24 protein-coding genes and 2 tRNA genes are annotated in these 23,490 nt (G+C 67.0%); 15 read left to right on the forward strand and 11 right to left on the reverse strand.

Annotation, left to right across the window (positions count from 1 at the left end):
• Window positions 1-7: 7 nt before the first annotated feature.
• From GGR47_RS12710 to GGR47_RS12730, 5 genes are all read left to right on the forward strand, one after another.
• The gene (locus tag GGR47_RS12710; RefSeq protein WP_147034748.1) at window positions 8-1,090 is read left to right on the forward strand and encodes a Zn-dependent alcohol dehydrogenase; all 1,083 of its coding nucleotides are present in this window, start codon (window positions 8-10) and stop codon (window positions 1,088-1,090) included.
• A 169-nt stretch (window positions 1,091-1,259) separates the two neighbouring features.
• Window positions 1,260-2,312 carry a phosphotransferase family protein gene (locus GGR47_RS12715; RefSeq protein ID WP_147034749.1) on the forward strand — a complete coding sequence of 351 codons (1,053 nt, stop codon included), beginning with the start codon at window positions 1,260-1,262 and terminating at the stop codon, window positions 2,310-2,312.
• An 88-nt stretch (window positions 2,313-2,400) separates the two neighbouring features.
• A complete protein-coding gene (locus tag GGR47_RS12720) occupies window positions 2,401-3,165 on the forward strand; it encodes an SDR family oxidoreductase (protein WP_147034750.1) in 765 nt (254 codons plus the stop codon).
• Complete coding sequence (locus GGR47_RS12725) at window positions 3,165-3,965, forward strand: SDR family NAD(P)-dependent oxidoreductase (protein ID WP_043059775.1); 801 nt, start codon at window positions 3,165-3,167, stop codon at window positions 3,963-3,965. Before GGR47_RS12720 ends, GGR47_RS12725 begins: the two co-directional genes overlap by 1 nt.
• Window positions 3,966-4,001: 36 nt before the next feature.
• Entirely contained in the window at window positions 4,002-5,189 is a 1,188-nt protein-coding gene (locus GGR47_RS12730; RefSeq protein ID WP_147034751.1) for an energy transducer TonB, read from the forward strand.
• On the opposite strand, the gene GGR47_RS12735 is transcribed toward GGR47_RS12730, so the two are convergent.
• From GGR47_RS12735 to GGR47_RS12760, 6 genes are all read right to left on the reverse strand, one after another.
• On the reverse strand, window positions 5,116-6,024 hold the full coding sequence (locus tag GGR47_RS12735) for an acyl-CoA thioesterase (protein ID WP_147034752.1): 909 nt from the start codon (window positions 6,022-6,024) through the stop codon (window positions 5,116-5,118). The two genes, GGR47_RS12730 and GGR47_RS12735, sit on opposite strands and share 74 nt — an antisense overlap.
• Window positions 6,024-7,151 carry an acyl-CoA dehydrogenase family protein gene (locus tag GGR47_RS12740; protein ID WP_147034753.1) on the reverse strand — a complete coding sequence of 376 codons (1,128 nt, stop codon included), beginning with the start codon at window positions 7,149-7,151 and terminating at the stop codon, window positions 6,024-6,026. The genes GGR47_RS12735 and GGR47_RS12740 overlap by 1 nt, the downstream gene beginning before the upstream one ends.
• Window positions 7,152-7,291: 140 nt before the next feature.
• Window positions 7,292-8,482: an acyl-CoA dehydrogenase family protein gene (locus tag GGR47_RS12745; protein ID WP_147034754.1), complete on the reverse strand. Its 1,191-nt coding sequence runs from the start codon at window positions 8,480-8,482 to the stop codon at window positions 7,292-7,294.
• Window positions 8,479-9,798 (reverse strand): amidase family protein, encoded by a 1,320-nt coding sequence (locus GGR47_RS12750; protein WP_147034755.1) that lies wholly within the window; start codon window positions 9,796-9,798, stop codon window positions 8,479-8,481. Before GGR47_RS12750 ends, GGR47_RS12745 begins: the two co-directional genes overlap by 4 nt.
• A gap of 151 nt (window positions 9,799-9,949) precedes the next feature.
• Window positions 9,950-11,977, reverse strand: coding sequence for a 3-hydroxyacyl-CoA dehydrogenase NAD-binding domain-containing protein (locus GGR47_RS12755; protein ID WP_147034756.1), 2,028 nt, complete (start codon window positions 11,975-11,977; stop codon window positions 9,950-9,952).
• A gap of 53 nt (window positions 11,978-12,030) precedes the next feature.
• Complete coding sequence (locus tag GGR47_RS12760; protein ID WP_147034757.1) at window positions 12,031-13,251, reverse strand: serine hydrolase domain-containing protein; 1,221 nt, start codon at window positions 13,249-13,251, stop codon at window positions 12,031-12,033.
• 128 nt (window positions 13,252-13,379) lie between these two features.
• On the opposite strand from GGR47_RS12760, the gene GGR47_RS12765 reads away from it, so the two are divergent.
• The 4 genes from GGR47_RS12765 (at window position 13,380) to GGR47_RS12780 (ending at window position 16,696) form a co-directional block, all read left to right on the forward strand.
• Window positions 13,380-15,143 (forward strand): class I adenylate-forming enzyme family protein, encoded by a 1,764-nt coding sequence (locus GGR47_RS12765; RefSeq protein WP_147034758.1) that lies wholly within the window; start codon window positions 13,380-13,382, stop codon window positions 15,141-15,143.
• A gap of 52 nt (window positions 15,144-15,195) precedes the next feature.
• A complete protein-coding gene (locus GGR47_RS12770; protein WP_147034759.1) occupies window positions 15,196-16,434 on the forward strand; it encodes an AI-2E family transporter in 1,239 nt (412 codons plus the stop codon).
• A gap of 44 nt (window positions 16,435-16,478) precedes the next feature.
• Window positions 16,479-16,555: transfer RNA gene (locus tag GGR47_RS12775), tRNA-Asp, on the forward strand.
• Between the two features lie 64 nt (window positions 16,556-16,619).
• Window positions 16,620-16,696, forward strand: a tRNA-Asp gene (locus tag GGR47_RS12780).
• A 147-nt stretch (window positions 16,697-16,843) separates the two neighbouring features.
• On the opposite strand, the gene GGR47_RS12785 is transcribed toward GGR47_RS12780, so the two are convergent.
• The 4 genes from GGR47_RS12785 to GGR47_RS12800 form a co-directional block, all read right to left on the reverse strand.
• A complete protein-coding gene (locus GGR47_RS12785; protein WP_147034760.1) occupies window positions 16,844-17,050 on the reverse strand; it encodes a DUF2842 domain-containing protein in 207 nt (68 codons plus the stop codon).
• Entirely contained in the window at window positions 17,047-17,583 is a 537-nt protein-coding gene (locus GGR47_RS12790; protein ID WP_147034761.1) for a 5-formyltetrahydrofolate cyclo-ligase, read from the reverse strand. Before GGR47_RS12790 ends, GGR47_RS12785 begins: the two co-directional genes overlap by 4 nt.
• A gap of 241 nt (window positions 17,584-17,824) precedes the next feature.
• Window positions 17,825-18,133, reverse strand: coding sequence for a cell division protein ZapA (locus GGR47_RS12795; protein ID WP_147034762.1), 309 nt, complete (start codon window positions 18,131-18,133; stop codon window positions 17,825-17,827).
• Window positions 18,133-18,339, reverse strand: coding sequence for a hypothetical protein (locus GGR47_RS12800; RefSeq protein ID WP_017979197.1), 207 nt, complete (start codon window positions 18,337-18,339; stop codon window positions 18,133-18,135). The genes GGR47_RS12795 and GGR47_RS12800 overlap by 1 nt, the downstream gene beginning before the upstream one ends.
• Before the next feature lie 184 nt (window positions 18,340-18,523).
• Between GGR47_RS12800 and gap the strand changes: the two genes are divergently transcribed.
• The 3 genes from gap to GGR47_RS12815 all read left to right on the forward strand — a co-directional run bounded on the left by gap (window position 18,524) and on the right by GGR47_RS12815 (window position 21,324).
• Window positions 18,524-19,534: a type I glyceraldehyde-3-phosphate dehydrogenase gene (gene gap / locus GGR47_RS12805; RefSeq protein ID WP_020486529.1), complete on the forward strand. Its 1,011-nt coding sequence runs from the start codon at window positions 18,524-18,526 to the stop codon at window positions 19,532-19,534.
• 113 nt (window positions 19,535-19,647) lie between these two features.
• Window positions 19,648-20,115 carry an MOSC domain-containing protein gene (locus tag GGR47_RS12810; RefSeq protein WP_147034763.1) on the forward strand — a complete coding sequence of 156 codons (468 nt, stop codon included), beginning with the start codon at window positions 19,648-19,650 and terminating at the stop codon, window positions 20,113-20,115.
• An 18-nt stretch (window positions 20,116-20,133) separates the two neighbouring features.
• Window positions 20,134-21,324: a phosphoglycerate kinase gene (locus GGR47_RS12815; protein ID WP_147034764.1), complete on the forward strand. Its 1,191-nt coding sequence runs from the start codon at window positions 20,134-20,136 to the stop codon at window positions 21,322-21,324.
• A gap of 19 nt (window positions 21,325-21,343) precedes the next feature.
• Here the strand turns inward: GGR47_RS12815 and GGR47_RS12820 are convergent, their stop codons facing one another.
• On the reverse strand, window positions 21,344-21,853 hold the full coding sequence (locus GGR47_RS12820; protein WP_147034765.1) for a TlpA family protein disulfide reductase: 510 nt from the start codon (window positions 21,851-21,853) through the stop codon (window positions 21,344-21,346).
• Between the two features lie 122 nt (window positions 21,854-21,975).
• On the opposite strand from GGR47_RS12820, the gene relB reads away from it, so the two are divergent.
• From relB to GGR47_RS12835, 3 genes are read left to right on the forward strand one after another with little or no spacing between them, the layout of a single operon-like run.
• Window positions 21,976-22,200 (forward strand): type II toxin-antitoxin system RelB family antitoxin, encoded by a 225-nt coding sequence (gene relB, locus GGR47_RS12825; protein WP_183949553.1) that lies wholly within the window; start codon window positions 21,976-21,978, stop codon window positions 22,198-22,200.
• Window positions 22,191-22,517 (forward strand): type II toxin-antitoxin system PemK/MazF family toxin, encoded by a 327-nt coding sequence (locus tag GGR47_RS12830; protein WP_226341799.1) that lies wholly within the window; start codon window positions 22,191-22,193, stop codon window positions 22,515-22,517. The genes relB and GGR47_RS12830 overlap by 10 nt, the downstream gene beginning before the upstream one ends.
• Before the next feature lie 37 nt (window positions 22,518-22,554).
• Window positions 22,555-23,475, forward strand: a complete 921-nt coding sequence (locus GGR47_RS12835; protein WP_116462251.1) for a class I fructose-bisphosphate aldolase — start codon at window positions 22,555-22,557, stop codon at window positions 23,473-23,475.
• The last annotated feature ends 15 nt before the right edge of the window (window positions 23,476-23,490 follow it).

Raw genomic sequence — 23,490 nt, forward strand, 5'->3', positions numbered from 1 at the left:
CATTCCCATGAAAGCCGCCGTCCTCTTCGAACCCAAGACCCCGCTCCGTATCGAGGACGTCGCCGTCGCCGATCCGGCCCCGCACGAAGTCCTGATCCGCACCGTCGCAGTGGGCGTCTGCCGATCCGACCTGCATTTCGTCGACGGCATCTACCCGCACGCACTCCCCACCATCCCGGGGCACGAGGCCGCCGGCGTGGTGGAGGCGGTGGGCAGCGAAGTGCGTACCGTGAAGGTCGGCGATCATGTCGTCACCTGCCTCAGCGCCTTCTGCGGCCATTGCGAATTCTGCGTCACGGGGCGCATGTTCCTGTGCGTCGACGCGGGCGTCCGCCGGCCCAAAGGCGCCGCGCCGCGCCTCACCCTCGACGGCCAGCCGGTCGCCCAGATGCTCAACCTGTCGGCTTATGCCGAGATGATGCTCGTCCACGAACATGCCTGCGTCGCGATCGACCCGGAAATGCCGATGGACCGGGCCGCGCTGATCGGCTGCGCGGTGACGACGGGGGCCGGGGCGGTGTTCAACACGACCGATGTCACGCCGGGCGAAACGGTGTGCGTCGTCGGCTGCGGCGGCATCGGCCTCGCCGCGGTGAACGCCGCCAAGATCGCGGGCGCGGGCAAGATCATCGCGCTCGATCCCGTGCCGGAAAAGCGCGCGCTCGCCGAAAAGCTCGGTGCGACGCACAGTATCGACGCGTTGTCGGACACGGCGGCGGACGAGGTGGTCGAGATCACGCGTGGCGGCGTCCATCATGCGATCGAGGCGGTCGGCCGTCCGCAGAGCGCCGCCACCGCAGTAAAGGTCCTGCGCCGCGGCGGCACCGCGACGATCCTCGGCATGCTGCCGCCGTCGGAGAAGGTTGGCCTGTCCGCGATCGACCTTCTCTCGGGCAAGAAATTGCAGGGTGGCCTGATGGGCAGCAACCGCTTCCCCGTCGATATCCCGCGCCTGGTGGATTTCTACATGCGCGGGAGCCTGGACCTCGACACGATCATCGCCGAACGCATGCCGCTGGATCGGATCAACGACGCGTTCGACGAACTCCGCAAGGGTGACGCCACCCGCAGCGTGATTACCTTCGCATGAGGAGTGCCCACAGTACCTCGTCACCCCGGACTTGGTCCGGGGGCCACCGGGCCGCACGGGCACGGCACGAGGCTCGAACCGCCCCCTTCGCCGCGGAGTGGACCCCGGAACGAGTCCGGGGTGACGGAGGAGGCGGGGCAGTCCATCGCGCATTCCAAAAGGCAGTCGCATGACCACACCCCCCGGCACCATCGCCGTCGCTGACAAGGACCGGCTCGACGAGGCGAACCTCACCCGCTGGATGGAGGCGAACGTCGCCGGCTTCACCGGCCCGCTCACCTACGCCAAATTCGCGGGCGGCCAGTCCAACCCGACCTATCGCATCGACAGCCCGTCGGGCGCCTATGTCCTGCGCCGCAAGCCGTTCGGGCCGTTGCTCCCCTCCGCCCATGCGGTGGATCGCGAATATCGGCTGATCGCCGGCCTGTACCCTACCGGCTTTCCGGTCGCGAAGCCCTATGGCCTGTGTACCGACGACAGCGTCATCGGCGCGATGTTCTACGTCATGGGCCTCGCCGACGGGCGCAACCTGTGGGACGGCACGTTGCCGGACTATACGCCCGACCAGCGCACCGGCATTTACAATGCGATGGTCGACACGCTCGCCGACCTCCACAACACCGATCACGTCGCCGCGGGCCTTGGCGATTACGGCAAGCCCGGCAATTACTTCGCCCGCCAGGTCGAACGCTGGACCAAGCAATATCGCGCCAGCGAAACCGAACACATGCCAGAGGTGGAGAAGCTCATCGACTTCCTGCCACGCACAGTGCCGGACCAGACGCGCACGTCGATCGTCCACGGCGACTATCGCATCGACAACATGATCTTCCACGCGACTGAGCCCCGCGTCATCGCGGTGCTCGACTGGGAGCTGTCGACGCTCGGCGATCCGCTCGCCGACTTCAGCTATTTCCTCATGAGCTGGGTCACGGAGCCGGAAGGCCGATCGGGCGTGAAGGGACAGACTGGCCCCGCCACCGGCATCCCGACGATCGAGCAGATGGTGGACCGCTATTGCGCGCGCACAGGCCGCGACGGCGTGCCCGATCTCAACTGGTATTTCGCCTACAACCTGTTCCGCCTGACCGGCATCGTTCAGGGCATCAAGAAGCGGATCGTCGATGGCACCGCGTCGAGCGCGCAGGCCGAACGGTCGGCAGCGCAGGTCCACCGCCTCGCCGCGGCGAGCTGGCACTTCGCACAAGCGGCTGGCGCTTAATCAACGGCTTGGGCGGTATAGCTCGCATGCAGTGCGAGGCGAAAAAGATGGTTTCGTGTGACTTTTAGTGACTTTTGAAAGGGCCTCCATGTCGCTGTTCGACCTTACCGGCAAAGTCGCCATCGTCACCGGCTCCAGCCGCGGCATCGGCAAGGCGAGCGCGATCGAGCTCGCCCGCGCCGGTGGCCGCGTCGTCATCTCCAGCCGCAAGCAGGATGCCTGCGACGCGGTCGCTGGCGAGATCAACGCCGCGTTCGGGGAGGGCCGGGCGCTGGCCATCGCCGCCAGCATCTCCGACAAGGCCGCTTTGCAGGCGCTGGTGGACCAGACGCGCGCGACCTGGGGCCAGATCGACGTGCTGGTCTGCAACGCCGCGTCGAACCCCTATTACGGCCCGCTCGCCGGCATCGCCGACGACCAGTTCCGCAAGATCCTCGACAATAACATCCTGTCGAACCACTGGCTGATCCAGATGGTCGCACCCGAGATGCGCGAACGGCGCGAGGGATCGATCGTCATCGTCTCGTCGATCGGCGGCTTGAAGGGCTCGGACGTCATCGGCGCCTATAACGTGTCTAAGGCCGCGGACTTCCAGCTCGCCCGCAATTATGCGGTCGAATACGGCCCCGACAATGTCCGCGTGAACTGCATCGCGCCCGGCCTGATCAAGACCGACTTCGCCCGCGCCTTGTGGGATACGCCGGAGGCGGAGACACGATCCAGCCGGCACACGCCGTTGCGACGGCTGGGCGATCCCATCGATATCGCCGGTGCGGTCGTCTATCTCGCGTCCGACGCCAGCCGCTACATGACCGGCCAGGCGATGGTCGTCGATGGCGGGGTGACGATCTGATGGCCCGCTTCACCGACAAATCGATCATCGTGACCGGCGCCGGCAGCGGCATCGGCCGTGCCGCCGCCATGGCCTTCGCCGCAGAGGGTGGCCGCGTGCTGGTCGCCGACCTCACCGACGGGGCCGACGCCACGGCAGACGCGATCCGTCAGGCCGGCGGCACGGCCGAAGCGCTGCGCATCGATGCCGGCAGCGAAGCCGATGTCGTCCGCGCGATCGACCTCGCCTGCGAACGCTTCGGCGGCCTCGACATCATGTTCGCCAACGCCGGCATTTCGGGCGGCATGGCCAACATCTTCGACACCGACGTCGCGCTGATCACCGACGTGTTGCGCGTGAACCTGATCGGCCCGTTCCTCGCGATCAAGCACGCCGCGCCGCGGATTGCCGAGCGGGGAGGCGGCGCGATCGTGCTGACCGCCAGCGTCGCCGGTATCCGCTCCGGCGCGGGCTCGCCCGCCTATTCGGCGTCGAAGGCGGGCGTCATCAACCTCGCCGCGGTCGCCGCGCAGCAGCTGTCGGGCAGCAACGTCCGCGTCAACGCCATCTGCCCCGGCCTTACCGAAACCGGCATGACCAAGCCGACGTTCGATTATGCGCGAGAGGCGGGCAAGATGGACCGCGTCGGCCGCCTCAACCCCCTGCGGCGCGGCGCCCAGCCGGAAGAGCTCGCCAAGGTCGCCCTGTTTCTCGCCTCCGACGACGCCAGCTACGTCAACGGGCAGGCGCTGGCGGTCGACGGGGGGCTGTCGTCGAGCCACCCGGTCACGCGCCAGGAATATGGCAAGACCGCCGTCTGACTTGATGCCGTCACGCGGCGCGCGCAGGATGCGGCCATGCTGCTGATCCTCGCCGCCGCTCTCGCCGCCCCGCAGGCTGCTCCCCTGCCGATCATTTCGGTGCCCTCCGTCCCGCGCGCGCCGGAGTCGGGGCAATGGCTGCTCCACTGGACGATGAGCCCGGTGCTGTGCCGCGACGGGGGCAGCCAGCCGCCGGTGATGGCCGCCGAACCGCGCCGCGCGGTCCTCTATTGGACCGGCAACGGTCGCGCCTCCGTGACCTTCGACTTCCGGATCGATGCCAGCGGTCGGCCGCTGACCATTGTGCGCCGCGGCAGTGCCTATCTGCAGGACGGCGAGGATATCGCCCCGGCGCTCGCCGCGACCCGCTTCGCCCCAGGTGCTGCGCGAAAGGGGTGCGTCGTCACCTTCACACCCGATATCAGCTCGGTCGCTGGCGCCCCGCTGCACGATGTCATCGCGACCTTCATGACGCCGCGGACCACGCCGCCGCGCAGCATCTGGGATCGCATCCATGCCGGCGGCGATTGCGGCGATCCTGCCCCGCAGGCGCTGCTGCGTGCCTTTCCGGATTTCAAGGCGTTGCCCGATCAGCCGGGCTATGTCAGCTGGACGCTGATCGGCTTCGATGTGTCGGGCGATGGCAAGCCCAAGGCGATCCGCACGCTCGACAGTAGCGGCACGGCGCCGCTCGACCGGGCGGGGCGCGAGGCGGTGGCGCGCTCGCGCTTCGAGAAGGGCGCCCACAAGGCCTGCACCTTTGGCTATTTTAAAGCGCCGACCCTGCTGCCCGCACCGCCTGCGCCCGAAGAAGATGCCTGGCGCCCTGCCGCGACAACCTGCCCGCGCGAGCATGTCTGGGACCGGCAGCCGCAGCTCGTCTATCCGACGAACTACAATGCGCGCAGCATCGAAGGCTGGGCGATGGTGACGTTCGACGTCGCGCCCTGGGGCGCGATCGGCAACGTCCATGCGCAGGCTGCCGAACCGACCGCCGATTTCGGCGCGGCCGCCGAAAACATGCTGCGCAGCGCGACGTTCAAGCCCGGCCCGGGCTATGTCGGCTGCATCGAACGCGTACGCTACGTCATCCGCAAGCCAGGCGAAAAGCCGGCATACGTGCCGCCGCCCGTCGTCACGCTGACGCCGATCAGCCGCGCGGAGCCCGCTTCCGGATCAGACCTTCCTGCGCGACGCTCGCCACCAGCCGACCGTCCTGCGTGAAGATGCTGCCGCGGTTCATACCGCGCGCATGGCCCGCCCAGGGACTGTCGGTGACGTAGAGCAGCCAGTCGTCCGCGCGGAACGGCTCGTGGATCCACAGGGCATGGTCCAGGCTCGCGGTCTGCATTTCGGGCATCAGCCAGTTGACGCCGTGCGGCATCATGCTCGTCGCCATCAACGCCATGTCGGAGGCATAGGCGAGGGCCGCGCGATGCAGTGCCGGATCGTCGCCGATCGGCGCGGCGGTGCGGAACCAGGCGGCATTGTTCGGCGCGCGCTTCTCCGGCAGGAACCAGCTGCGCGGGTACAGCGGCCGCATCTCGATCGCATTCTGCCGCCGCGTGAAGAAATCCCGGAACTTCTCCGGCACCTTATCCGCGACGGCGAGGCGCAGCTCGCGCTCCGACTTCAACGTTTCGGGTGCCGGCACCTCGGGCATCGTGTCCTGGTGACGCAGGCCGTCCTCGGGCGCCTGGAACGAGGCGGTCATCGTCAGGATCGGCTGGCCCTGCTGCATCGCCACGACACGGCGCGTCGCGAAGCTCTTGCCGTCGAAGTCGCGCGTCACCTGATACACGATCGGGAAATTCTCGTCGCCCGGCCGCATGAAATAGGCGTGTAGAGAATGCGCATCCTTGCCCTCGACCGACCGCTGCGCCGCCTGCAACGCCTGCGCGATCACCTGTCCGCCGAACACCCGACCGCGGCCACCCGGTTGGCGGGGGCCGCGATACAGATCGGTATCGAGCGTCTCGACGTCGAGCAGGGTGACGAGCATCGCCGCCAGTTCTTCGGGCGTGCGCTCGCGATGCTCGATTACGACCTCGTCGCTCATCAATAGCCCGCCGCGCGCGCCAGCCGGTCGGCGTGGAAGCCGGTGTCGCCGAACATTTCGGCAAGCACCCGGGCGCGCTTCATGAAGAAGCCGATGTCATATTCGTCGGTCATGCCGATGCCGCCATGCATCTGAACGCCTTCCTGAACGCTGAGCAACGTCGCCATGCCGGTCATCGCCTTGGCGACCGACACCGCCTCGTCCGCCTCATCCGATCCGGCGTCAAGCAGTTGCTGCGCCTTCAGCACCGCGGCGCGTGCGACCTCCAGTTCGCTGTACAGGTGCGCGGCGCGATGCTGCAGCGCCTGGAAGCTGCCGATCACCGTGCCGAACTGCTTGCGTTCCTTCAGATAACCGACGGTCATGTCCATCGCTCCACCGGCGACGCCGAGCATTTCGGCCGACGCACCCGCCCGGCCGGCGCGCAGCAACCGGTCGAGCCCGCCGCGTCCGCCATCGACCTCGCCGATCACCGCGTCGGCATCGACCGTCACGCCGTCGAAGGTCATCCGCGCGGCGAGGCTCGAATCGGCCAGCCGCTCCGGCGACGCCTCGAGACCCGCAGCATCGCGCGGCACTGCGAACAGCGTCACGCCGTCCGAATCTTCGGCCGACCCGGCGGTGCGCGCCGCGACGATCAGCAGGTCGGCGACATGGCCATGCGTGACGAACTGCTTGGCACCGTTCAGGCGGAAGCCGTTGCCGGCGCGTTCGGCGGTCATCGCGATCCGGTCGCGATGCTTAGGGCCTTCGTCGATCGCCAGCGCGGCGATCGTGTCGCCCGAGACGATGCCGGGAAACCAGCGGTCCGCCTGCGCGCTGCCCTTCAGCGCCTCGACCGCCGCGACTGCGGTGGCGAGGAACGGGGAGGGGGACAGGTTGCGGCCGATCTCTTCCAGCACCACGCCCGCCTCGACATGGCCCAGGCCCAGACCGCCCTGCGCCTCGGGCACCAGCACGCCGTTCAGGCCCATCTCGGCAAATTGCTTCCACAGGTCGCGCGAAAAGCCGGTGGGGTCGTTCGCGTCGCGAAGCGCGCGCAAGTGGCTGACGGGCGCATGTTCGGCGACGAAGTCCTTCGCCGTGTCGCGCAGCATCGTCTGTTCGTCGTTGAGGTAGAGGGGCATTTCGATCTCTCCAAAGCCCTCTCCCTGTGGGAGAGGGTCGGGTGAGGGTGGGGGAGCGGTTACGCTTGCTTCCGACCCTCACCCTTCCGCCGTGCTGCGCACGGCTCCCTCCCTCTCCCGATGGGAGAGGGACATGTTGCTTAAGCCCCTGGCAGTTCCAGGATACGCTTGGCGATGATGTTGAGCTGGATTTCGCTGGTCCCGCCCTCGATCGAATTGGCCTTGGTTCGCAGCCAGGCGCGGGGCGCCGCGCCGGTGTTGGATCGCTCGCTCTCCCATTCCAGCGCATCGGAGCCCCCCGCCGCCATCATCAGTTCGTGGCGGTCCTTGTTCAGCTCGGTGCCGACGTACTTCATCATGCTCGGCTGGGCGGGGTGGGCGCGCCCCGCTTTGAGTTCGTCGATGAAGCGCTCGCTCATCGCCGCGAACGCCTTGGCCCGCACCTCGAACAGCGCGATCTGCGTGCGCAGCACCGGGTCGGCGAGGCGGCCGTCATGATCCAGTCCGATCGTCGCGATCGCGCCCGCCACCAGCGGGCTTTCGCCCTGACCGCCCAGGCCCATGCCGGAGATCATCTCCCGCTCGTGGCCGAGCAGATATTTGGCGACGTCCCAGCCCTTATTCTCCTCGTGGATGCGGTTCGCCTTGGGTACCTTCACATTGTCCATGAAGGTTTCGCAGAAGGGCGAATAGCCGCTGATGAGCAGGATCGGCTTGGTCGAGACGCCCGGGCTCTCCATGTCGAACAGCACGAAGCTGATGCCACCCTGCTTGGATGCCTTGCTGGTGCGGACGAGACAGAAAATCCAGTCGGCCTTGTCGGCGTAGCTGGTCCACACCTTTTGCCCGTTGACGATATAATGATCACCCGCGTCCTCGGCGCTGGTCGCGAGGCCGGCGAGGTCGGACCCGGCATTGGGTTCCGAATAGCCCTGGCACCAGCGGATTTCGCCGCGGGCGATTTTGGGCAGATGTTCGCGCTTCTGTTCTTCGCTGCCGTATTTCAGCAGCGCCGGCCCGAGCATCGAAATGCCGAAGCTGTTGAGCGGATTGCGCGCCCGGATCGCGCGCATCTCTTCACGCAGCACCTTGGTTTCCGCGGGCGACAGCCCGCCACCGCCATATTCCTTCGGCCAATCGGGGACGGTCCAGCCCCGTTCGCCCATCACCTTCAGCCATTGGGCCTGCGCCGGGTTGGCGGCGGGATCATAGTGGCGTCCACCCCAGCAGACGTCCTGATCCCCACGGATCGGCTCGCGCATGTCTGGCGGGCAGTTCGCCTCCAGCCACGCGCGGGTGTCGGCTCTGAATTGATCGAGATCGGTCATCATTGGCTCCAGGCAAGCGCATGCGCCGCGCGGGCGGCGGCAAGCGCGGTGCGGTCTTGATACACATCGGCGATCACCTGCACGCCGATCGGCAGGCCGCCGCCATCGCGGCCGATCGGCACGCTGGTCGCGGGCAGCATCGGCAGCGTGGCGAGGCCGGGGAAGGCGAACTGGTGCAGGAACGGCGTATCCTCGCCGTCGATGTCCAGCCGTCGGTGGGGCAGGGGGGTATCGTCGTGTGGAAAGGCGGTCATGCCGACGGTCGGCGCGACCACCACATCGTAAGTTTCGAACAAGCGGCGCCACTGGCGCTGCATGCGCGCCTGTTCGTCATGCAGGTGCAACCATGTCGCCAGCGTCGGCGGCTCATGCCCGGGCGGTTGCGGCCCGCGCACCGACATCGCGATGTTGAGCATCTGTTCGTAGGCGGCGTTCTGCCGCTCGAGGTCGGGCAGCAGGTCGCTCGCCGTATCGACCGTCGCACCTTGCGCGCGGAAGCGCTCGGCAAGATCGTCGATCGCATCCCGGATCGCGCGCTGCACCTTCGCCTTGGGCGCATCGACCAGCAGCAGGATGCGCCACTCCTCGCCATGGCGCTTGGCGGGTGCAAGCGGGTGGTCGGCAACGATTTCCAGCGCCGCCTCCAGATCGTCCGCGTCGCGCGCCAGCGGCCCGATCACCGACAGGACCGACTTGGCGAAGTCGGTGCCGGGAAAGAAATGTCCGTCGGTCGGCAGCACGCCATAGGTCGGCTTGTGCCCCCAGACGCCGTTGAACGCCGCGGGCACGCGGATCGAGCCGCCGATGTCGGAGCCGAATTCCAGCGGCACCATGCCGCTCGCCAGCGCGACGGCTGAGCCGCCCGACGACCCACCCGCCACGCGCGCCGGATCGAACGCATTGCGGGTGCGGCCATAGATCGGGTTGTTCGATTGGATATCGGCTAGCCGCGGCGGCACGTTGGTTTTGCCGAGCACGATCGCGCCCGCGGCCTTCAGCCGCCGCACCGCGACCGCATCCTCCGCAGCGACGAAATCGCGGAACTGCTCGACGCCGAACGTCGTCGGAAGGCCCGCGACGTTGAAGCTTTCCTTGATCGTCATCGGCACGCCGAGCAGCGGTGCGTCGAACCCCTCCGCGATCCGTGCATCGAGCGCGCGGGCCGCATCGCGGGCACGGTCATAGTCTTTCACCACCACCGCGTTGAGGTCGGGATTCGCCGCCTCGATCCGCGCGATCGCGGCTTCGGTTTCGGCGAGTGCGGTGGTGTCACCGGCACGGACGGCCGCGGCGGTGGCGAGGGCGGAGGGCGGGGTCATACGCCCGTCGCTTCGGCAAAAGGCTCGTACCCCCACACTCCGTCATTCCCGCGAAGGCGGGAATCCATAACCGCTACCGTATCGATAGAGCCGTGACGTCTGCGCGTCTGGATCCCCGCCTGCGGGGGGATGACGAAGAGGGGGAGGGCCCTCACTTCAACCGCCCACCGCTGGCCGCGGCGTCCTTCAGGCTCTTTGCCGCGGTGAAGCCATGCTTCTCCAGCCCCGCCACGATCTTCCCCAGTCCCTCGCTCTGCGCCCAGAACATCGGGCCGCCGCGATAGACCGGCCAGCCATAGCCGTAGATCCACACGACATCGACGTCGCTCGCCCGTTGCGCCTTGCCTTCTTCCAGGATCAACGCGCCTTCGTTGACCATCGTGTACAGCGTCCGCTCGACGATCTCCTCGTCGGTCACCTCATGCTGCGGCGTGCCGGTCTTGTCGCGCCATTCCTGGATGATCTCGGCGACGCGGGGGCTGGGGGTGGGGTTCCGCTTCTCGTCGTAATCGTAGAAGCCCGCCTGCTTCTTCTGCCCCCACCGCCCTTCGGCGGCGAGCGCGTCGCGGACGTTCTCGATGCGGTTCGGGTCGCGATGCCAGCCGATATCGACGCCGGCGAGGTCGGCCATCTGGAACGGCCCCATCGGCATGCCGAAGGCGACATGGACGCGGTCGATCTGTTCCGGCGTCGCGCCTTCCAGCAGCAGCTTGTTCGCCTCCACCTGCCGCGGCATCAGCATGCGGTTGCCGATGAAACCATAGGTGACGCCCGCGACGACCGCGACCTTCTTGATCTTCTTGGCGAGGTCCATGACCGTCGCCAGCACGTCCGGCGCCGTCTTGGCGCCGCGCACCACTTCCAGCAGCTTCATGACGTTGGCCGGCGAGAAGAAGTGCATGCCGACGACGTCCTGCGGCCGCTTGGTGACGGCGGCGATTTCATCGATGTCCAGGTAGGAGGTGTTGCTGGCGAGGATCGCGCCGGGCTTGGCCAGCCCGTCGAGCCGCGTGAAGATATCCTTCTTCACGTCCATATTCTCATACACCGCCTCGATGATGAGGTCGCAATCGCCCAGCGCGTCGAAGTCGAGCGTGGGGTTGAGGGCGCCCATCGCCGCTTCGACCTGTTCGGGCTTCATCCGGCCCTTGGCGGCGGTCGCCTCGTAATTCTTGCGGATCACGCCGGTGCCGCGATCCAGCGCCTCCTGCGCCATCTCGACGATCGTCACCGGGATGCCCGCCGACAGGAAGTTCATCGCGATGCCGCCACCCATCGTGCCGGCGCCGATCACGCCGACGCGTTTGATCGGTCGCTTGACGGTGTCGGCGGGGACGTCGTCGATCTTGGCCGCCTGACGTTCGGCGAAGAAGATGTGGCGCTGCGCGGCGGACTGGTTGCCCGTCATCAGCTTCATGAATTCCTGCCGTTCGAAGGCGATGCCGTCCGCGAACGACGTCTCGGTCGCCTTCACGACGCAGGCGATGTTGGCGGCGGGAGCGTCGAAGCCGCGGAAGCGGCGTCCGTTGGCCTTTTCGAACGCAGCAACCGCATCCGGGTCGGGCTGCACCGTCCGCTCGGATGCGCGGGGAATCGGGCGCTTCGCCTTCACCTCATTCGCAAAGGCGATCGCATCCGCCTCCAGGCTATCCTCTCCGACGATCTTGTCGATCAGGCCGGCCTCCTGCGCTTTCTTGGCGCTGATCGGATCACCCTTGGCGGTCATCTCGAGCGCCAGCGCGACCCCGGCGATGCGCGGCAGCCGCTGCGTGCCGCCCGCACCGGGCAGCAGGCCGAGCTTCACTTCGGGCGTGCCGAGCTTCGCCGAGGGCACCGCGACGCGGTAATGGCAGCCCAACGCCACCTCGCACCCGCCACCTAGCGCCGTGCCGTGGATCGCTGCGACGATCGGCTTGGTCGATGCCTCGATCATGTCGACGACAGTGGGTAGGCCTGGCTCGACCATCGGTTTGCCGAACTCGGTGATGTCGGCGCCGGCGAAGAAGGTACGGCCATCGCAGCGGATCACCATCGCCGCGATCGAGGCATCGGCGACGCCTTCCTTGATCGCGGCCTCCAGCCCCTGCCGCACGGCTGCGCCCAGCGCATTGACCGGCGGGTTGTCGGAAATGATGACGAGTACGTCGTCGTGGCGTTCGGTGCGGATCGGCGAAGTCATCGGGTCAGTCCTTCCTAAGGCGTCCCCCGGTCGGCGCCGGGGTCGTGAAATGATCAATTGAGCGCGGCGTAGATCATCGTCTTCAGCTCGCGCCGGATCGGGTAGAGGCCCGACGGGCTCAGCTGCGTCATGAACACCATGTGCAGCCGCTCGACGGGGTCGATGAAGAAGGCGGTCGAGAACATCCCGCCCCAATAATATTCGCCCTTCGATCCGGGAATCATCGTGCGGGCAACATCCTGCGTCACGGCAAAGCCCAGGCCGAAGCCCGTGCCGGCATTCTGCGTCTCGCTGAACAGCGACCGTGACAGGCTGCTCAGGTCCTTGCCGCCGGGCAGGTGGTTCATCGTCATCAGCTCGAGCGTCTTGCGCCCGACGATCCGCGCACCGTCCAGCGTCCCGCCATTCTCGCACATCCGGCAGAAGCGATGATAATCGAGCGCGGTCGACACGAGGCCACCGCCGCCGGACAGCAACTTCGGCTGTCGGCTCCACGCGCTCGCCTCGCCGCGATCGTAGATCACGCGGCCCTTGCCCTCGACCAATGTGTAGCAATCGGTCAGCCGGTCGGTCTTGTCCTCGGGCACCGCAAAGAACGTGTCGTGCATGCCCAGTGGGCTGAAGATGCGCGTGGCGAAGAACCGGTCGAGCGGCATCCCCGACACGCGCTGCACCACTGCGCCGAGCACATCGGTTGCGACGGAATAATTCCACGCCGTTCCCGGCGAGAATTCCAGCGGCAGTTTGCCCAGCGCCGCGACGAAGCCGTCGAGGTCGTGGTTGCCGTGCCAGCTCTCCAGCTTCGATTCGCGATGCGCGGCGTCGATGTTCGACCGGTTCTGGAAACCATAGGTCAGCCCGGCGGTATGGCGCAGCAGGTCGAGCATGCGCATCGGTTCGGTCGTCGCTTTGGTCACGAACGGAACGCCGCCACCGCCGCCGTCATAAACGCCGACGCCTTTGAACTCCGGCAAGACGTGGTGAACGGGCGTATCGACCGCGACCTTACCCTCCTCGACCAGCATCATGAAGGCGAGGCTGGTGATCGGCTTCGTCATCGACGCGATGCGGAAGAGCGAACGTTCGTCGATAGTTGGCCCGCCTTCACGCGCCGCCCCCTGATGCGAGAAATGGGCGATCTCGCCATCGCGCGCGATCAGCAGCTGTGCATGCGGCAGGCGTCCGGTGTCGAGGTAGCGCGCCTTCAGAAACGCGTCGATCGCCGCCAGCCGATCGGGGTCGAAGCCCAGCGCGCGTGCATCGGTGTCGGCCATGCGGTGACATACCCCAGTTTCGAACTTATCTGCTCTATTGCCTTGAGCGGCGGCGGAATCAACAGTAACCTTTCATCGAAACACCGTAACCGCAAGCGCGGGCGGGACGATATGGAGAGGATGCCGACATGGCCAGCGCGCCCGCTAGCGAGCCGATCGTACCCCTGCCGCCGACATGGCCTGCGATGCCGCTGGCCCAGGTGGATGCGCTGCTGACCGCGCCCGGCGCGAAGTTCGAGATGGACGAGGTCGTGATCCGCGGCGTGCCGACTCGGGTGTGGAAGAACGCGCCGCCGTCGATGCGATTCCTGATCGAGGCGAGTCGCGGCCACGGCGACCGGTTGTTCGTCATCTACGAGGACGAGCGCGTGTCATACGAGGCGCATTACCGCGCCGTCGCCGCGCTTGCGGCGCATCTGGTTTCCCTGGGCGTGGGGAAGGGGGATCGCGTCGCGCTCGCGATGCGCAACCTGCCGGAATGGCCGGTCGCCTTCTTTGCAGCCGTATCGATCGGCGCGATCATGGTGCCGCTCAACGCCTGGTGGACGGGCGCCGAGCTGGATTACGGGCTGCGCGATTCGGGCTCGCGCGTGCTGATCGTCGATGACGAACGTCACGCGCGGTTGCACGACGTCTATGGCAGCCTGCCGCAGTTGGAGCGGGTGATCGTCGCGCGCGCTTCGACGCCGCTGGCGGAGGGCGTGGAGCGGCTCGAAGATATCATCGGTACGCCGCACGACTGGCCGAACCTGGCGGCCATGGCGCTTCCGCCCGCCGAGATCGCCCCCGACGACGAGGCGACGATCTTCTACACCAGCGGCACAACCGGCGCCCCCAAGGGTGCGCTGGGCACGCATCGCAATTTTATGACCAACATCCTGTCGAGCGGGTTCACCGCGGCGCGCAGCTATCTGCGCCGGGGCGAAACGCCGCCTGATCCCACGCCGCGCGTCAGCCTCACCGTCATCCCGATGTTTCACGTCACCGCCTGTTCGGCGGGGATGATGGGGACGATCGCGACGGGATCGACGACGATCTACATGCGCCGCTGGGACACGGCGCGCGCGCTGGAGATCATCGAGCGCGAGCGCGTCAATATGACCGGCGGCGTGCCGACGATCGCCTGGCAACTGCTCGAGCACCCGGATCGTGCGAAATACGATCTCTCGTCGCTGGAAACGATCGCCTATGGCGGCGCACCCTCGGCGCCCGAGCTGGTGCGGCGCATCTACCAGGAATTCGGCGCGCTGCCAGGCAATGGCTGGGGCATGACGGAAACGACCGCGACCGTCACGCAGCATGGCGCCGAGGATTATCTCAACCGCCCGGCGAGCGCGGGCGCGCCCGTCGCCGCGGCGGATATCGAAATCCGCTCCGACGACGGCGTCTCCGTGTTGCCCCGCGGGGAGATCGGCGAGCTTTGGGCGCGCGGGCCGATGATCGTGAAGGGCTATTGGAACAAGCCGGAGGCGACCGCCGCGACCTTCGTCGACGGCTGGGTGCGCACCGGCGACCTCGCGCGGATCGACGACGACGGCTTCCTGTTCATCGCCGATCGCGCCAAGGACATCGTGATCCGCGGTGGCGAGAACATCTATTCGATCGAGGTGGAAAACGTGCTCTACGCCCACCCTTCGGTCACCGACGCTGCGCTGGTCGGCATTCCGCACCGGACGCTGGGCGAGGAGCCGGCGGCGATCGTCCACCTGTGCCCCGGTTGCACCGCGACCGAGGCGGAATTGCAGGGGTTCGTGCGCGAGCGGCTGGCGGCGTTCAAGGTGCCCGTCGCGATCCGCTTCCTGCCCGAGCCGCTGCCGCGCAACGCCAATGGCAAGATCCTGAAACGCGAGCTGAAAGCGCTGTTCGAGGATCATTCCGCCGCCGCCGCTTAGGCGGGTGCAAACAGAAGGGTGGCGGCGCGCGAAAATGCGCTAGAGCAGGGGGATGGCCGACGATCCCGATCCTGCTCCCCCGTCACCCTCCATCACGCCAGAGGAGCAGATCGCGCTCGGCGCGCCGCTGATGCCCGGCACCCGCAGCGAGATCGGCCGCATCGCGCAGCGCCGCGATCGCCTGCTCGCCGCCTTCACGCTCATCGCCGGTATCGGCCTTGCGCTCGGCACACCCTTCGCGCTGAAATCGGGCGCGGAATTCTTCCTGCCGCTAACGACGGCGCTGGTGATCGCCATCGCGCTGGTGCCGGTGCTCGAATGGCTCGAACGGCGCGGCATCCCCTCCGCGATCGCTGCGCTGTTCTGCATCCTGGTGTTCCTGATCATCGCCAATATCGCGATCGCGGCGATCGTCGTGCCGGCAACGGACTTCTTCCAGCTGCTGCCCACCCGGATCACGCGAATCCAGCACAATCTGTCGCCGTTGCTCGACCTGTATTCGACGCTCGAAAAATCCGTGAACAAGATGTTCCGGCAGATCGCGTCGACGCCGGTGCGTCAGCCGCAGACCGCCGCGGTCGCACCGCCCAGCTCGATCCTGGAACTCGCCGCGACGTCGGCCCCGACGGTCATCGTCCAGTTCTTCTTCGGTATCCTGATCGTCTTCTTCTTCCTGTCGGGCTGGACGGGCCTGCGCAAGAAGACGATCACCGGGCGCACCAGCTTCGACGGGGCGATGGCGACCGCCCGGGTGATCCAGGACGTCGTGGATGACGTGTCTGCCTATCTGGGCACGATCACGCTCATCAACCTCACTCTGGGCGGCATCGTCGCGGGCGCGCTGTATTTCCTCGGCATGCCGTCGCCGCTGATGTGGGGCGGTATCGTCGCGCTGCTCAACTATATCCCCTATTTCGGGCCGATCCTTGCGGCATTCCTGCTCGCGATCGGGGGGCTGATGACCTTCACCGACATTTGGCTGGCGCTGATCCCGCCGGGCGTGATGATCGGCTGTCACCTCGTCGAGGCGAACGCGATCACGCCGCTGATCGTCGGCCATCGGTTGACGATCAGTCCGCTGATGATCCTTGTGTCGATCAGCTTTTGGGGCTGGGTGTGGGGCACGACGGGCGCCGTGCTGGCGGTCCCGCTGCTGATCATCATCCAGACCGTGCTGGGCGCGGCGGGCAAGCCGGATATCGCCGGATTTTTGTTCGAACACGGCACATTGGTGCATCAGGAACGCGCCCGACGACGCCGGAGCGAGGGGGAGGGCGAAGAAGGTCGTTGACACCCCCCGCGCCCTCGCTTAGTGGGCGCGCCTCAACGCTTTCAGCGGGTGTAGCTCAGTTGGTTAGAGCGCCGGCCTGTCACGCCGGAGGTCGCGGGTTCGAGCCCCGTCACTCGCGCCATTCCTTCCCGGAATGGTATGATTTGCCGAGACAAGCATAGCGCATTGCGCCGCGTGCCGAACACGCGGGTGTAGCTCAGTTGGTTAGAGCGCCGGCCTGTCACGCCGGAGGTCGCGGGTTCGAGCCCCGTCACTCGCGCCACCGGTCAGGGCCGGTGGCATCCGCCCCAAGGGCGTCGATCCTTTCCCCATATGTCATGGCTCGCGTCAGTCGATTGAGCGGCGTCCATCCGCTATCCGAGCACGTGCGTACCGTGCCTGTCGACACGCGCAGGGCGCGCAGACTGCGTTACCGCCAGCGCCCGGTCTCCATCCACAGCAGCAGCGGCTTGAGCGGCAGGATCCAGACGATCCCGGCGACGAGATAGAAGAGCGCCTGCAGCCACCACGGCCATGTGCCGACGACAGCCGACAGGCTGACGATCCCGACGCACCAGATCGCGATCAGGCTCAGGATGATGAGCATGCCGGCGGGTTTGCGCCACGTGGGGGTCATAAGGCGATCCAGTCTGATTCGGTAGCGATGGCGTGGAGCGGCATATCCCACGGATCGGCCGGTAGCGCAGCGACTCGCTGCACCGACCATGCAATCCCCACCCGCCATGCATCAGGATGGGCGGCAAAGGCGCGATCGTAATGGCCGGCCCCTTGCCCCAGGCGGTTTCCAGCGTCGTCGAAGCCCACGAGTGGCGTCAGGATGATGTCGGGCGACACCTCGGGCGCATCGGCCACGGGTTGCAGCAGACCGAAGGCGCCGCGTTCCAGAGGTTGCGATGGGTCCCACGACAAAAAGCGAAGCGGCGCGGCCCGCGTCGTGACGTGCGGCAGCGCGAGCATGCATCCCGCGGCACGCGCCGCATCGGCCAGCGGCGCCGGATCGGCCTCGCTGCCCAGCGGCCTATAGCTTGCGACGATCAATCCCGGCCGCAAACGTTCAACGAACGCTGCTGACAATCCGATCGGTGCCTGCGGCACGAAGCCGTCACGAACAGCGCGCAGGTGGGCGCGGAGGGCGAGCTTGTCGGTCATCGCTCCACGCGGTCACGAGAGGAGAGGGGCGGGTGGCGGGACCGCCATGGCCGTGTGCCAAAATATCCACTGACGCCCTGTAACGTCAGGTGGGGACCATGTGCGTCGGACCAGGATCCGGGCAGGGACAGCCCCCATGGATGATGAATAGCCTCAGGGATAAAGTAAGGCTCGTACCGGGCAGAACCCGCCGCCGACCAATTTAGGATGGGCGGAGCGCACTGGCAATGGGGCAGGGGCCTTATCCTGCCGCCGGATCGTGCTCCAGTGCGTCGGCCAGCGCCTCCAGCCGATCGGCGATGCGCTGCAATGCCGGTTCGCTCACCGCCGCGCCCTCGGGCGGGCGCTGGCGGACATCCTCCAGGGCATCGGCGAGCATCAGGGCGACGAACAGCATCGCCCGCTCGCCCGGTACGCCGCCCGCGGCGCGCAGGGCCGCCGGCCAGCGCTCGTCGAGCATCTTGCCCAGCTCTACCAGATGCGCTTCCTCACCATCGCGGCAGGCGACGCTGTGCGGACGACCGCCGATCGGCAGCGAGACATTCGCCATCAGGCCGGCGTCCCACGGGCGATCACGTCGTCCAGCGCGCTCACCGCTTCGGCCATGCGCGCCTTCAGCGCCGCATGGCGGCGCGCCAGCGCGTCGCCTGCCGCGGCACGGGCCGCGATCGCGGTTTCGATTCGGGCGATCGCCGCGTCGATGCGATCGACGGCGCTCGGCGTATCGGGGGGCGTGTCGGGAAGCGGTTCGGCCATACCTCCTGACCTAGGCGCGCACCGGGGCAGCGGCAAGTCGTCAAACCGCTTCGCGCAAACACGATCCGCGCATCGCCCGCGGTTGACAGACGGGCGTTCCCCCTCGCAAAGGCGGGGCCGCTTTAACACGTTTAACGCGGCCCCGAATCCGATGCGCCGCGACCCATTGCGAGGAGTGAAGCAGATGACGGTGAAGGTTGCGATCAACGGCTTCGGCCGCATCGGCCGACTGGTGGCGCGCGCGATCATCGAACGCGGCGCCGGCGACCTCGAACTGGTCGCGATCAACGACCTCGCCGACGCCAAGTCGAACGCCTGGCTGTTCAGCCGTGACAGCGTTCACGGGAAATACCCCGGCACCGTCACCGCCGAAGGCAACGACCTCGTCATCGACGGCAAGCGTATCCGCGTCACCGCCGAGCGCGATCCCGCCAACCTCCCGCACAAGGAACTGGGCGTCGATCTGGTGCTCGAATGCACCGGTTTCTTCACCGACAACGTCTCGTGCCAGAAGCATATCGATGCGGGCGCGAAGAAGGTGCTGATCTCGGCCCCGGGCAAGGGCGTCGACCTCACCGTCGTCTACGGCGTCAACCACGACAAGCTGACCGCCGAGCACACGATCGTGTCGAACGCGTCCTGCACCACCAACTGCCTGGCGCCGGTCGCCAAGGTCTTGAACGACACGGTCGGCATCGAGCGCGGCCTGATGACCACCGTCCACGCCTACACCAACGACCAGAAGATCCTCGACCAGATCCACCCGGACCTGCGTCGTGCGCGCGCCGCGGCGATGAGCATGATCCCGACCACCACCGGCGCGGCCCGTGCGGTGGGCGAGGTGCTGCCCGAACTAAAGGGCAAGCTGGACGGTTCGGCGATCCGAGTGCCGGTGCCCGACGTCAGCCTGATCGACCTGACCTTCACGCCGAAGCGCGACACGACGAAGGACGAGGTCAACGCGATCCTGAAGGCCGCGTCGGAAGACGGCCCGCTGAAGGGCGTGCTCGTCTATTCGGATGAACCGCTCGTATCGATCGATCTGATGCATTCGCCGCAGTCGTCGACCGTCGACAGCCTGGAAACGGCGGTGCTCGACGGCAAGCTCGTCCGCGTCGTCAGCTGGTACGACAACGAATGGGGCTTCTCGAACCGCATGGTCGACACCGCGACCGCCATGGCGAAGTTCCTCTAAGGCGTCGCCAATGACCCATTCCGTCATTGCGAGCGGAGCGAAGCAATCCGGAGCGCCACGCGCTACGCTCTGGATCGCCGCGTCGCCGCGCTCCTCGCGATGACGGGGCGGGTATGACGACTGCCGGCACGCTCGTCGGGATCGCCCGGCACGCCTTTTCGAAGGCGCCGATGGAACTGATCGAAGCGGTCGACGTGACGGTCGAAGGGGGCCTGCACGGCGACTTCCGTGGCGCGGTGAAGCCTGGCGGGCGTGGCAAGCGGCAGGTGACGCTGATGGAGCGCGGCGACTGGGATGCCGCCATGGCGGACCTCGGTCATACGATCCCGTGGCAGGAACGGCGCGTCAACCTGCTGGTCGACGGCTTCGATATCCCGCAGGTGCCCGGCACGCGTCTGCGCATCGGCGCGGTCGAGCTGGAGATTACGGTCGAATGCGATCCGTGCAGTCGCATGGAGACGATCGCGACCGGACTGAAGGCGGCGCTGACCCCAGACTGGCGGGGCGGGGCCTGTACGCGCGTGAAGGTGCCCGGCCGGATCGCGATCGGCGATCCCGTGTCGGTCGTCTCTTTCTCTTAAGATCTGAAGGACGATATCATGGCTAAGGCCTTCAAGACGCTCGACGATATGGGCGAAGTTCGTGGCAAGCGCGTGCTGGTACGCGAGGATCTGAACGTCCCCATGGCGGACGGCGCGGTGACCGACGACACGCGACTGCGCGCCACGTTGCCGACCGTCACCGAACTCGCCGATCGTGGTGCGATCGTGCTGATCCTGGCCCATTTCGGCCGGCCGAAGGGCACGCCAAACCCTGAGATGTCGCTCAGCCGCATCGTCCGCCCGTATTCCGCCGTGCTGGGACGCGAGGTCCGCTATATCGACTGGGAGGGCGACGAGGCCGCCGTCGCAACGCTGCAGCCCGGCGATATCGCGGTTCTGGAGAACACCCGCTTCTTCGGTGGGGAAGAGAAGAACGATCCGCAAGTCGTTGCACGCTTTGCCAAATTGGGCGACCTCTACGTCAACGATGCCTTTTCCGCGGCACACCGCGCCCATGCCTCGACCGAGGGGCTGGCCAAGGTTCTGCCCGCCTTCGCCGGTCGTGCGATGGAGGCCGAACTCGACGCGCTCGAAAAGGCACTGGGTAACCCCGACCACCCCGTCGCCGCCGTGGTTGGTGGCGCCAAGGTGTCGACCAAGCTCGACGTGCTCAAGCACCTCGTCACTCGCGTCGATCACCTGATCATCGGCGGTGGCATGGCCAATACCTTCCTCGCGGCGCGCGGCGTCAATGTCGGCAAGTCGCTGTGCGAACACGATCTGACCGGCACCGCGGAGGAGATCCTCGACGCCGCGGATCGCGCCAATTGCACCGTTCACCTGCCGTACGACGTCGTGGTGGCGAAGGAATTCCGCGCCAACCCGCCGGTCCGCACCGTCAACGTCCACGAAGTCGCGGCGGACGAGATGATCCTGGACGTCGGCCCTAGCGCGGTCGAGGCGTTGGGCGATGTGCTGAAGAACTGCCGCACGCTCGTGTGGAACGGCCCGATGGGCGCATTCGAGACGCCGCCCTTCGATGTCGCCACCGTCAGCCTGGCGCGCACCGCCGCGGCGCTGACCCAGGACGGCAGCCTCGTCTCGGTTGCGGGCGGTGGCGATACCGTCGCCGCACTCAACCAGGCCGGCGTGGCGGATCGCTTCACCTTCGTGTCCACTGCCGGTGGCGCCTTCCTCGAATGGATGGAAGGCAAGGCACTGCCCGGCGTCGCGGCGCTGACCGCCTGACCCGAATGCGATACGCCGCTCAAGTCGGCGGCGTCTCCTTCAACAGCGGCACGACGATCGTGTTGAGATCGTCGAGGTCGAGCGATGCCGCCTTGGCGTAGCGGACGACCCCCGCACGATCGATGACGTAATTGGTCGGCACCGCATTGCCGATCAGCGGATATTTGCCCTTCACCCGCCGTGTCGGCGTGATCGCCATCGCCGCGAACAGCGGTTTCATCCGAAAGACCGGCACCGAGTCCTCGGTCGCCACCGCGAACACGCGCAGGCCGTGCTTCTGCTGCGTCCGATAATAGGCATCCAGCAGCGGCAGCTCCGCGCGGCAGGGCACGCACCACGTCGCCCAGAAATTCAGGATCACCACCTGTCCGCGCAGATCGGCGAGCCGCACCTTGCTGCCATCGATCAGCGTCAACTCCGCGTCCGGCGCAGGCTTGCCGACCAGTGACGACGCATAACGGTCCGCCGCCGCGCCCGCGCCGCTCGCGGTCAACAGTGCAGCGACGATTGCCAGCCGGATTGGTGTCATGATCGTTCCCCCTTGACCCGCATCAAGCGTCCTTTGGCGCGTGGCGTCAAGGCTGCACTCGCCCCTTGCGCAAGGTCCTGCCACACCGTAGGTTAAACGCGTTAAACAGGCAGGGAGCCGGCATGCTCGGAGTGCGACTCGACACCGAATTGGAAGAGCGGCTCGCCGCGGTCGCGCGCACCCAGGGTCGCAGCAAAAGCGACATCGCGCGCGAGGCGGTGCGACGCTACGTCGACCTGCACGATGACGCCTATCGCCGCGAGGCCCGCCGCCAATCGACCCGCGCATCGCAACGCGTATCGAGCGATGATGTGATCTTCTGGCAGGATGCGCGCGCGTGGAAATAAGGCATGGCGGCATCGTGTTGGTCGATGGACCCGACGGTGCGCCGGCGCGGCCGTGCGTCGTCGTCCAGTCCGACCTGTTCAACGCGACGCATGCGACGATCACCGTCTGCCCGCTCACCTCGGTGATCGGTGGCGAGGCGCTGTTCCGCGTCGTCATGTCGCCGCGCGAACACAATGGCCTGACCGCCGAATGCGAGGTGGAGGTCGACCGGATCACCAGCGTCGCACGCGACCGCATCACCGCGGTGATCGGCGATGCCAGCCCCACCCGCATGGAGCAGATCGACCAGGCGCTGCGGCGCTGGCTGATGCTCTGACGACCCCATTTCACGACGTGCCCCCAAGGAGCTACTCATGACCACGACCGTCACGCCCGCCGTCAAGGCGATTCTCGACAAGTATGAAGCCACCAGCCCCGCGGTGAAAGCGAACCTCGCCCGCATCCTGATGCAGGGCAAGCTGGGCGGCACCGGCAAGCTCATCATTCTGCCCGTCGATCAGGGCTTCGAACATGGCCCGGCGCGCTCGTTCGCCGTGAACCCGCCGGCCTACGACCCGCATTATCACTATCAGATGGCGGTGGACGCCGGCCTCAGCGCCTATGCTGCGCCGCTCGGCCCGCTCGAAGCGGGTGCCGACACCTTCGCCGGCCAGATTCCGACGATCCTGAAGGTCAACAGCTCGAACAGCTGGGCGACCAGCATCGACCAGGCGGTGACGGCGAGCGTCGGCGATGCGGTGCGCCTCGGCTGCGCGGCGATCGGCTTCACCATCTACCCTGGCTCGGACCAGATTTTCGAGCAGATGGAAGAGATTCGCGAACTGTCCGAAGAGGCGAAGGCCGTCGGCATCGCGACCGTCATCTGGAGCTATCCGCGCGGCGGCAAGCTCAGCAAGGACGGCGAGCTGGCGCTCGACGTCGGCGCCTATGCCGCGCACATGGCGGCGCTGCTCGGCGCGCACATCATCAAGGTGAAGCTGCCGTCGGCGCATATCGAACAGGACGAAGCCAAGAAGGCGTATGAAGGCACCGACTGGTCGAACCAGGCGGACCGCGTCCGCCACGTCGTCCAGTCGAGCTTCGCCGGTCGCCGTATCGTCGTCTTCTCTGGCGGCGCGGCCAAAGGCGCCGATGCGGTCTATCAGGACGCGCGCGACATCCTGGCGGGTGGCGGCAATGGCTCGATCATCGGCCGCAACACCTTCCAGCGCAGCCGCGAAGATGCGCTCGAGATGCTGGCCAAGCTCGTCGCGATCTACAAGGGCGAGGCATAAGCCGATCCTGCCGCT

The sequence above is a fragment of the Sphingomonas aquatilis genome (genome assembly GCF_014196115.1).
Taxonomy (GTDB): domain Bacteria; phylum Pseudomonadota; class Alphaproteobacteria; order Sphingomonadales; family Sphingomonadaceae; genus Sphingomonas; species Sphingomonas aquatilis.